Source organism: Gemmatimonadota bacterium, assembly GCA_026706845.1.
GTDB lineage: Bacteria > Latescibacterota > UBA2968 > UBA2968 > UBA2968 > VXRD01.
Genome location: JAPOXY010000024.1, coordinates 58,312 through 69,594, shown reverse-complemented (window position 1 = coordinate 69,594; position 11,283 = coordinate 58,312). Strand labels below are relative to the sequence as shown.

General features: G+C 51.9%; 9 protein-coding genes. All 9 read left to right on the top strand.

What is annotated here, in order from left to right:
- The coding region (locus tag OXG87_02475; protein ID MCY3868393.1) for a hypothetical protein at positions 1–1,629 on the top strand (1,629 nt) is incomplete at its 5' end.
- A gap of 44 nt (positions 1,630–1,673) precedes the next feature.
- Complete coding sequence (locus tag OXG87_02470; GenBank protein MCY3868392.1) at positions 1,674–2,669, top strand: YjgN family protein; 996 nt, start codon at positions 1,674–1,676, stop codon at positions 2,667–2,669.
- Entirely contained in the window at positions 2,669–3,775 is a 1,107-nt protein-coding gene (locus tag OXG87_02465) for a M48 family metallopeptidase (GenBank protein MCY3868391.1), read from the top strand. The genes OXG87_02470 and OXG87_02465 overlap by 1 nt, the downstream gene beginning before the upstream one ends.
- Before the next feature lie 55 nt (positions 3,776–3,830).
- Positions 3,831–5,267 (top strand): sulfatase-like hydrolase/transferase, encoded by a 1,437-nt coding sequence (locus OXG87_02460; protein ID MCY3868390.1) that lies wholly within the window; start codon positions 3,831–3,833, stop codon positions 5,265–5,267.
- A gap of 11 nt (positions 5,268–5,278) precedes the next feature.
- Positions 5,279–6,535: an FAD-dependent oxidoreductase gene (locus OXG87_02455; GenBank protein MCY3868389.1), complete on the top strand. Its 1,257-nt coding sequence runs from the start codon at positions 5,279–5,281 to the stop codon at positions 6,533–6,535.
- Between the two features lie 26 nt (positions 6,536–6,561).
- Positions 6,562–8,331, top strand: a complete 1,770-nt coding sequence (locus OXG87_02450; GenBank protein MCY3868388.1) for a heparinase II/III family protein — start codon at positions 6,562–6,564, stop codon at positions 8,329–8,331.
- A 19-nt stretch (positions 8,332–8,350) separates the two neighbouring features.
- On the top strand, positions 8,351–9,166 hold the full coding sequence (locus OXG87_02445) for a creatininase family protein (protein ID MCY3868387.1): 816 nt from the start codon (positions 8,351–8,353) through the stop codon (positions 9,164–9,166).
- Positions 9,167–9,182: 16 nt separating this feature from the next.
- On the top strand, positions 9,183–10,130 hold the full coding sequence (locus OXG87_02440; GenBank protein ID MCY3868386.1) for a Gfo/Idh/MocA family oxidoreductase: 948 nt from the start codon (positions 9,183–9,185) through the stop codon (positions 10,128–10,130).
- A gap of 49 nt (positions 10,131–10,179) precedes the next feature.
- Positions 10,180–11,274: a mandelate racemase/muconate lactonizing enzyme family protein gene (locus OXG87_02435; GenBank protein ID MCY3868385.1), complete on the top strand. Its 1,095-nt coding sequence runs from the start codon at positions 10,180–10,182 to the stop codon at positions 11,272–11,274.
- Positions 11,275–11,283 lie beyond the last annotated feature (9 nt).

Sequence of the window (11,283 nt, the reverse complement as noted above, 5' to 3'; positions counted from 1 at the left end):
GTCGAAGTTGCATTTAGCCGACTGCATACGAACGATGGTTACTTCGATCATATCCTGGAAAATGCTCGCCGTATCCTGATCCTCATAGAAGGCCAAGGCATTACCACTCTAATCAACCGTGAGTTGGCATCCGAGCATTTCTGGGTACGACACGGCGGGTTGAAATGGGCCTTCATCCGTCTCGACGATAGTACTATAGAACAGCTTGCCGCTATCGCACAACGTCCCATTCCCCGTGACGCTAATGGAAAGCCTAAACCTGAATTCTCCCAGGAATTTTACCAAACCCTGACTGCCCTTGCAGTATTAGGAGCTGATCTGGTTCTGGTTGAAATACTAACAGAGATACTAACGCAGACTGACGTAGTGGATATGCTGCCAATTCATTTGGCCAACCTTCGAGCACACTGTGGCCCAATGCCAAAAGATCTGACCGATTCCGCACTACGGATACTGCAAGATACGGCACTATCCGAAGATTTGTTACTACCCTCTCTGGTGATTGCTTGGCTAAGTGCCGATACTGATTTTATCCCAACCGTGCGTAAAGTTCTTGAGCGGACAGACCCAGAGAGCCAAATCGCAAAATATGCTTGTATAGCTCTCCGAGAACTTGGTGATCAATCGGATGACTTTGCGCGGCTGGCTGAGCAATTGGCTCAGACGAAAGAGAATGCCGATTGGGGCCTGAATGCCTTGATCGGCCTAAAAAATGGGCTGGATTTTCTAAAGAACTGGATACAAAGTCCAAGTAACCCGGATTATATTGGCAGAGTAATTCGCACCCTTTACCACTATGCCGAAACCCGGGAATTTGCTGTTGATGCTGCTGTGCATCGGTGTCTGAATAGCAGATTCACGCTTCATCCACTTTACGACATCGCCGCCGAATCGGACAACTCCGACCTACGGAAGCAAATCCTTGAAGTGGCTTTCGCTGAACGTGCGCACGTGACTGTGGAGCCGCTTAGAGCTATTCAGGGTCTGGCAAAATTCGATGTTGCTCGCGCTATAGAAGCAATTGAATACGGGCTTAAAGTTCATCCAAATATCGAAGGGGATTTATGCCTTCTCCTTGTACGCATTGCGCCTGAGACGGCAGTGGAGAAGCTCCTTGACACTGTAATTACAATCGAAAGGAAGTCCTTGATTCCTGCGGTGGGACGGGCATTACGCCGGCTTGACCCAACAATTGTTGCTCCATCTATCGTCGAGCGAATGTCTATTGCATTGAGTAGCGGACGAGAATCCGTAGCCGAGGTGGCGGGATGGTTACTCATTCCTGAGATCACTGAAGCGTTGGGCCGTCTCGCCGAACATGAACATGATAGATTGTTAAATGTCCGCCGCGTTGCGTTAGATGCGCTAGAACGTCAGCGTCGGGAGCAAATGGTCTATACACTTCTTGAAGAATTTTCATACGCTAAGCCAGCACATCAATGGGCAATACTTGTCGCGATCTTGGAAATCGCCGATCCTTATCTGCTTGATGACAGGGAAGATCCGCTATGTATAGAACAGATTTTTACGGAAAGTGTCCCTTATGCTTTTGTGCATCACGCTGAAGCGGTGCTTGAGAAGCGAAAACAGGAAGAATCACGCGCGAATCGGTCGCGCAATTTCAGGTAGGAAGATGCCTGTGTGAGTGTATTCAACCTATTTTAGGAGGAACTATGGCAGAGTCAACCGAACAATCATTAGGTGGGGGACCGACCATTACGCGACAGCTATCGTTTCACGGTCAGGGCGGTTCTTTATTTGGCATTCATATCGTGAATATTTTGCTCGCGATCATCACGCTGGGTATCTACTATTTCTGGGGTAAAGTCAGGGTTCGAAACTACATGCACAGCCAGACCGAATTTGAAGGCGACCGCTTTGCATATCACGGTATTGGCAAAGAACTTTTTATAGGCTGGCTGAAAGCAATGGGTTTTATGATTGTGATCGGCGGGATCTCCTTTGGCATACAGCTTTTCGGTAAAAGCATTACCTCACAGATCATCGGCACGATTATCTTATATTTTGGTATCTTCTTTTTGCTTTTCCCCGTTGCCATTGTCGGTGCTTGGCGTTACAAGTTGAGTCGTACGTCGTGGCGGGGGATTCGCTTTTCTTTTAGAGGCCATACGCGCGAATTTTTCCGCATCTATTTCCCCGGCATGTTTCTTACTCTGATCACATTGGGCTTTTACAGTCCCTATTTTGAAGTGCGCCTTCGAAAATTCCTGGTCAATCAATCTTATTTTGGCAATGCTCAATTCCACTTTGATGGCAATGGTCGAGATTTGTTTTGGGGCAATTTTTGGGCCATCGTTCTGGCCATTCCCACACTGGGGATTTATCCCTTCTGGTATGCTGCCACTCGGCACAGATATTTTTGGTCACGCACGACATTTTCAACAGCGCAATTTCGCTCCACCATGTTGGGCGGTGATCTTTTTGTGTTTCACCTCGTCAATGGTCTGTTGCTTATCTTCACGCTGGGATTGGCGCAGCCCTGGGTGCTTGTGCGCAGTGCGCGATTCACTTTTGAACGGATTCTTCTTGAAGGGGATCTCGACCTCGATGCCATTGAGCAAGACGCACGGGATGCCTCGGCTACTGGAGAAGGCATGACTGATTTTCTGGATACGGAATTTCTGGATATCGATTTGGGGCTCTTGTAGTGGACACATTGCGACAGGACAGATGGGATGGTCGCTATTTCGACGGGTATAGTACGACCCCCCATCGTGTTTCCATCACTATTTCCAATGCGGGACTTGAGATTGCAAAGATCGATGGTACCGTTTTCCACTGGTATTTTCATCAGATCCGGCAGTCTCAGGGTACTTATACGGGTGAACAGGTGCGCCTGGAAAAAGGGGATGAAATGCTCGTTGTTGACGATCCCGTTTTTCTTCAGGCTATTCACTATATTGCACCGAATCGCAGTAGTTTTCACAATCCGCGTTTCCGCAGGCACAGAACGGCACTCACCGTGCTATCTGCTGTGGCAATTATTGTCATCGGTCTGGTGTTCTATTTTCGTGGCATTCCAACGCTAACGGATCTTGTGGTGGTTTATTTGCCCGTCCGCTGGGAGGAAGAACTCGGTGCTCAGGTCGTTTCATTGCTTGCTCCCGAAAATAGGCGAATTGACGATCCAGATTGTCAGAAAGCCATTGAAGGTATTGCCGATTTGCTCCTGAAAACCGAACAGTCATCCCCCTACCATATGCATATTATTTTAAAGCGAGATCCAATTATCAACGCCTTTGCAGCGCCTGGCGGATATATTGTCATACACGATGGATTACTCAAAAAAACCAAATCGCCCGAGGAACTCGCCGCTGTGCTTGCACACGAAATTCAACACATCCTTCAGCGCCATTCAACGCGGGCAATTCTCCGCGAATTGTCAATTGGCATGCTTCTCTCTGCCCTGTCGGGAGATGCGGGGGGGCTGCACTACGCGCTTGAAACAGTGCATACATTGGGCGGGTTGCGCTTCCGCCGTCAAGATGAAGCCGAAGCCGATCAAAAAGGCATGCAAATGCTTCAGAAGGCCAAAATTGATCCCAAAGGCATGGTTGTGTTTTTTGAAACACTGAAAAAAGAAGTGGGAGATATTCCCCGTTTTTTGAGCTATGTATCAACTCATCCACGCACCGAGGAACGCATTGAAAGGTTGAAGCAGATAGCTGACCAGAGCGATTACGAATCTGTTGCCCTCTTACCAGATACCGACTGGTCAGAGATTCAGAAGATGTGCGCCAGAAGGCCAAAATAGGAGACACAATTTATACTTGTTTATAGGTGGTCTTAAAGGGTTCTGGGGAGAGTTTATGAAACAACCAAATATTCTGTTCATTTTTAGCGATCAACACCGTCACGATGTGCTCGGCTGCGCCGGGCATCCGCTAGTCCAGACGCCGAATCTGGATCGACTAACGGATTGGGGTATGCGTTTTGAGCGGACGTGGACGCAGTGTCCGGTTTGTATGCCGTGCAGGGCTACGATGATTACGGGGCGATATACGCATGAACTGGGGTTTACGTCTAATGTTACGGCTGATCGCGGGGATACGGTTGATGATAGTCCTTTTAAGTCCGCATGGCCGACGATTATGAAGCAGTTGCAGGGCGGGGGGTATGAGACCGCGTCGATTGGCAAGACGCATTATCACGGTCGGCCCGGTTCTCAGGAGGCGGGAGAACGCGGGGAGCGTTTCGATACGCGGCAGTTTGGAGATTTTGTGAAGGGTTTTGGGTGGGATTATGTGATGGAGGAATACGACCGGTATGGACATGTTCAGAGCCATGTGAAAAGTCCGTATATGGATTTTCTTGAGGAACGGGGTCTCCTAAAGGCGCATCAGGAACAGATCCGGGGGATTTACAGGCTTACGCCCACGCACTGGCGGGGCGAGACGAGTGTGTTGCCCCAGGAATGCGAGTTATCCAGTTTTATTGCCGATCACGCGATGGATTGGTTGCAATCGCGCGATTCCGAGAAGCCGTTTTATCTTCATCTGGGTTTTGTGCAGCCGCATGTTCCGCTGATGGATGATCCGATTTGGGCGGCTTATTATGCAGATGCCGATATCGAATTGCCGAATATGACGATGCCGAGCGCTACGAATGAGGTTTGGGCAGAAAAGGTCAAACGGCTCAAGGCGCATTCTCAGGTTCAGACGATGACGGATGATTTTGTGCGCGAGGGCATCAGGCATTATCTGGGTGCTGTTTCTCTGGTTGATCAGAAGATTGGCGAGGTGATTGATACGCTGGATGCGTTGGGGGAACTGGACAATACGTGGATTATTTACAGCGCGGACCACGGCGAGATGCTCGGCGAACACCATTTGTGGGCAAAGCACTGTTTTTACGAGGGCTCGGTTCAGGTTCCGCTGATTGTCAGTCCACCGGACCGCAAGAACAGAGGGGTTTGTGGCGATCTCACGCAGTTGATTGATGTGGTTTCGACAATCGCAGAGATTGGGCAGGTGACACCGCCGGAGGGTGCCCGCGGGCAATCACTGTTGCCGATGTTGGAACGCGGTTCTGGGAGGTATGAGTACGTGTTTTCGACGATTGAGGATTGGACCGGGGTGCGGAATGAAGGCTATCGCTTTACGCTGCATGTTCCAACGGGGACGCCCTGTGAGTTGTACGATCTGGCGAGAGATCAGGGCGAGTTAAATAATTGCGTGGAAGATCCCGCCTATGGGGAGGTCGTGGCTGAACTGAGAGAGGTCGTTTTGGACCATCGCGCGGGTTGAGGTCTATACAGATGAGTGAACAGGCAGAAATATTGATTGTTGGCGGTGGGGCAATCGGTGTTTGCTCGGCTTATTATTTAAATGCTGCGGGTAGAGATGTCGCGCTGGTTGATAAAGGCGATATTTGTTCGGGGTGTTCGTATGGGAATGGGGGGCTTGTTGTGCCGAGTCACAGCATACCTCTGTCAGCTCCGGGGGTGGTGTTTCAAAGTCTGAAGTGGATGTTGAACCCAGAGAGTCCGTTTTATATTAAGCCGCGTTTGGACCGGGATTTGTTTTCCTGGTTGTGGCATTTTCGCCGTGCATGTAATGAGAAGCATGTTGCGAGGGCAACGCCTGTTATTCGGGCGATGAATATGGCGAGTGTGGCGTTGTTTGAAGAGATGGTAGCGCTCGAGGGCATGGATTTTGGGTTTGAGAAGAGGGGGACGATCACGGCATATAGAACTGAGAGGGGTTTGGCAAAGGCGGTTAAGGACGCGCGTTTTTTGTCGGAGGTGGGGGTTGAGACGCGGGTTCTCGATGCCGATGAGATGGTGGGATTAAATTCCGGCATTCGGATACGGGCGATTGGTGGGATATTTTTTCCCGAGGATGCCCATCTCGTGCCGCACCGCTTTGTGCGTGGGTTGGCGCATTACGTGGGTGGAAAGGGTGTTCGGATCCATAGGGAGACAGAGGTTCTGGGGTTTAAGACTTCGCGCGGTCGCGTGGTTGCTGTGAAGACGAATCGGGGGGATTTCCGGGCTGAGCACGTTATTTTGGCGGGTGGGTCGTGGTCGCCTGTGATTGCCAAGGATCTTCATATCGATTTGCCGATTCAACCTGCCAAGGGGTATAGTATTACTTTTAAGCGGCCTGATGTTTGTCCGACGACGCCATTTTCTCTGGGGGAAGCAAAGGTCGGTATTACGCCTATGGGTGATATGCTGCGGTTTGCGGGTACGCTCGAATTGGCAGGTCTCGATTTTTCGATCAATCAGCGGCGCGTGCAGGCTATTCTCAGAGCTGTGCCCGACTATTTTCCCGATTTGAATCCCGATTATCTCGAGATGATAGAAATTTGGTGCGGTTTGCGGCCCTGCACGCCCGATGGTGTGCCATTTCTCGGCCGCGCTCCCGGGTTTGAGAATGTGATCGTGGCTGCCGGTCATGCGATGATCGGCATTTCTCTGGGTCCTGTTACCGGAAAGCTGGTGGCAGAACTGGTTTCCGATGAAGTGCCTTCTATTGATCTGTCTGCACTGATAGTGGATCGGTTTGGGTAGGCTGTGTTATTTTTGAGAGGTGAAATATGGTGAAGATGTTGCTGAGGGATGTTGCGATGTCCGATCTGGCGGAGATTTACGAGCGAAATGCAGATCGGTCACCTGCGCCGTATCTCAAAGATGCAGAGGCGGTGGAGCGGGCGAGGGGGTTGGCGAAGAAGAATGGGGTGTGGGATGATTTGAGCGAGAATCTGGATGGGAGCCGGGAGATTCCCGTGTTGAAGCGGTCGGCTTTTCGCAATTATCAGCGGGTTGGAGATCGCAATTTGCCACAGGCTGTGGCGGGCAATCGCAGGCGCGAGTTGGAGCGGGCAGCGATGGCTTTGTGGCTGGGACATCCCAATGCCGATGTGGATTATTTGCAGGATTTGCTCTGGGCGTATTGCGACGATCACACGTGGGTGATGGCTGCACACGAAGGTCGGGCTATTGATCTGGGATCGGCTGCGTTAGGTGCTGCGTTTGAAGAAATTTTGCACGTTCTGGGTGATCAACTGGAAGAAGAAGTGGTAGAGCGCGTTTCGCGGAAGATTGAGGAGCATATTTTTGAGCCGTTCTGGAATTATAGGCATCTGGATTTCTGGAAGACTGTGCGGATGAATTGGAATCACGTTTGCAATGGCGAGATTATCCGCGCCGCGCTGTATCAGATTGAGGATCCCGTGGTGCTGGCTCATATGACCCACGCGGCGATTGTGAATTTGACGTATGCGATAGATGGCTTTACGGATGATGGCGGGTGCGAAGAGGGGCCGGGATATTGGGAATACGGTTTTGGGCATTTTTTGTACGTTGCCTATGCTCTGTTTTTGAAGACCAATGGGGAATTGAATTTGATGGTGGATGAGACTGGCAAAATCCAGCGGATATGCGAGTACCCGCTTGCGGCGCATATTCAGGGTGCGTTGCGTTCGACGTTTGCGGATTCGAGCCACGGATATACGGGAGCGCGGTCTGCTATGATTGTCAATGCGTTTTTTAATATGCCCGAATTGTACGCCCTGTGCGATAAGCATTCGGATAATACTTTGAAGGTGCGGGATATGCACAGTCTGGCGATGTATTCCGGGTTTGAGGTGAAGGCAGAGGCGGATGAGCGGGATTATGTTTTGCCCGATTTGGGACAGGCGAAGTTGCGGGGGACGCCCGGGAAAGATCAGTTGACGCTGATGTGTTTGGCGGGGAATAATGGGGTACCTCACAATCACAACGATATCGGCAGTTTTATTGTGCATCGCGGGGATGCGCTCTGGTTGACGGATCCCGCGGGTCCTGTTTATAGCCAGAAGACTTTTGGTCCCGATCGCTACGATATTCTGTTTTGCAATGCGCTGGGCCATTCTGTGCCCGTGATTAATGGGCAGTTGCAGCAGCCCGGCGGCGAGTATTTCGGTACGCTGGAGGTGGAGAATTTGAATGGCGAGGACGAAAAACGCGCGGTGATAGATATGACGCAGGCGTATCCCGAGGGTACGGTGAAGGGTCTGACGCGCACCTTTGTGCTGGATGAGAATGTTCTGACGATGGAAGATCGCTATGTGTTTGACAGTGTGCCGCAGACGCTGGAGGAGGGGTTTATTACTTTTGAGGATGTGCAAGTTACCGGGGATTCGGTTCAGATTGGTCCCAAAGGCGAGGGTATTATACTTTCTGCAGTGGATACACCGGGCGCATTTTCGGTCAAGCGGTTTGAAGAGGAATCAAAAGAGGGGCGCACTGATGAGGTGGTCACGCGCGTGATTTTTACGCCTGAAAAACTATCGCAAGACTTCTGTTTGCGGTTTGCGATGGGGTGAATTTCTGGGAGGATTAGTCATGTATAGAGCTTCTTATGATGGTAGTAATAAGAAGGTGATGTGGCAGGAGATGTGGCGGCATGAGTTTGAGGACGCTTTGGAGCGCGATCCCGTGGTGATTGTGCCGGTGGGATCCGTGGAGCAGCACGGGCCGCATTGCCCGATGGATGTGGATATTTCGGCGCCGTTCTATATGGCCGTGGCTGTTGCCCAGCGCGTGGATGATTTTCCCGTGATTGTCGCGCCGCCGGTGTGGTCGGGGTTTACGCATTATAATATGGGATTTCCCGGTACGATTAATTTGCGTTTGGAGACGTTTCAGAATTTGCTGGCGGATATTTTTCGCAGTATTTATGCGAATGGGTTCAAGCGGATTATTTCTGTCAATGGACACGGGGGCAATGCTGCGCCCTGTCGCGCTGTTTCGTGGCAGGTGGCAGAGGAGAATATTTTTACGCTGTCATTTAGCTGGTGGGATATGGTGGATAAGGAATTGAGGGAATGGAGCGCGACAAATGAGGGCGTGGGGCATGCCGGGGAGTGGGAGACAGCTGTGCAGCTTCATTTGCGCGAACATCTGGTTGATAAGAGCCGTATTGATAGCGATGTGACGGGGACGAGGCCGTTTAGCGATGATCTGTCGTTTGCGGAATTTGCCGAGCGGCGACGCGATACGAAAAAGGATACGGGTATTATGGGCGATGCGTTTGCTGCGAGTGCGGAAAAGGGTGCGCGCATTTTTGAACTGGCCTGTGAACGTCTGGAAAAACTGGTGCGCGAGTATCACGAGTTGCCCGTGCGCGAGTACCGCGAGTTTGGGTCTCACTGTATTTGAAAGAGGGGGTACGACGATGTCAGAGCTAAGAGTGGGGATTATCGGTGCGGGGGGGCACGCACAGAGCCACTTCAGGATGATCCAGGACGTGCCGGAAATGGCGTTGGTTGCGGTTGCAGACCTGGATCCAGAAAGGCTGGCGCACACGCGAGAAACGCACGGTGTGACGTCCCTTTTTACGGATTACCGGGAGATGATCGAGAAGGTGCAATTGGACGTGGTCTATGTTGTGACCTTTCCAGGGCCACTGCCCGACATTGTGATTGACTGTCTGGAGGCCGGGCTGCATACCTCGGTAGAGAAGCCCCCGGGCATCAGTTCGGATCAGACCCGACGGATGATGGAGGCCGAACAGCGATCCAGTGCCAGAGCGATTGTTTCAGTGAACAGGCGATACATTCCAGAAGTGCTGGCGATTCGGGCCATGCTGCACGATCGAGGCGGTCCCGTTCACGTGGCGGCGACGTACAACAAGCCGCATATTGGAGACAAGGTCCGGGATGTCGGACATCTTATCCGATTGGACGCGATCCACCATGTGGATCTGTTGCGGTGGCTGGCAGGTGATGCCATCGAGGTTTACTCAGAGGCGTGGTCTGCGCCTTCCCACCCTGCCGAGATGCGCCACAATGCCGTGATCAAGTTCGAAAGCGGCTGCCGGGGCGTGATGATGAGCCACTACGCCGTTGGATACCGCATTCAGCGGTTTGAAGCGCATGCGGAAGATTTTAGCGCGTACGTGGATCTCACGAGTGGCCCCAGGTGTGAGATCTATGCTGACGGAGGCCCGTTTGAGGGCGAGTTAGATCTGGAATCGGTTGGCGGTCCCGACTTCAACGAGACCCGGCATTTCGTGGCGTGCATACAAAACGATACGCAGCCGTGGAGCACGCTTGAGGATGCGATCAAGACGATGAGGTTGTGCGAAGCGATTGAGGCGGGACATAAAGGTCAATTGGAATGATTTTTTAGGTTTGGTTCGCGGTATGAAGATCGTCGATATAGATACTATTATGATTAATTCTCCCGGCCGCAAGTGGACGATTGTTCGGGTCCATACCGATGAGGGGCTTATGGGTTTGGGTGAGGCCACGTATTCCAATAAGGAACCCGTGGTCTGTGCGGCGGTCGAGCATATGAAGCAAGAACTCATCGGGTGCGATCCCGCGCGGATTGAGTATCTGTGGTACTATTTGTTTCGGCAATCTTCTCTCAGTGGTATCTGGCGCATGAGCGGGCCAGTGTGGATGAGTGCGCTGTCGGGTATTGATCAGGCTTTGTGGGATATAAAGGGCAAGGTGGCGGGTATGCCGGTTGTGGAGTTATTGGGCGGTGTGTTCCGCGATCGGGTCGAGGTGTACACCCATTTTGGCGGGAGTACGCCAGAGGCGGCTGCGGCGCACGCGCAACGGCTGGTGGAACTCGGTTTTCGGGCACTTAAAGGTGGTATGGGTAGCGATAGTGATGATCAATTTGATCCGTATGTCGAGACGGGCGATCCCAAAAAAACAGCCGCCCGTTTTGAGGCGGTGCGCCAGGCGGTGGGTCCCGATGTCAAGCTGTTTATCGATTGTCACGGGCGTTTGACTGTGTCCGGTTGTATTCGTCTGGCACGAATACTGGAGCCTTTTGATCTGTACGCGTTTGAGGATCCGGTGCCGCCAGACGATTTAAGTGCTTATCCCAAGGTGCGACGCGCTATTAATATTCCGGTGATGGGGTCGGAGCGGCTCAATACGAGGAGCCAGTTCCGCCAGTTGTTAGATCTGGATGGCGTCGATATTGCCCAGCCGGATCTGATGTATGCCGGGGGGATTACGGAGGTGCGGAAGATTGCCGCGATTGCCGATACGTACCACGTTCCCATTTCGCCGCACAATACCAAAGGTCCGGTGGGCATTGCCGCGGCAACGCATCTGATGGCGTCTATACCCAATGCCGCGCCTATGGAACTGGTTACCGGTATTGATTGGCGCGATGAGATTATCACTGAGCCGCTTAAAATCGAAGGTGGGTGCATATTGTTGCCAGAGGGTCCCGGCTGGGGTGTAGAACTCGATATGGACGGTGTTGAGAAACACCGCTGGCAGCCGGGGGATCCACGGTAAAAGTACCTA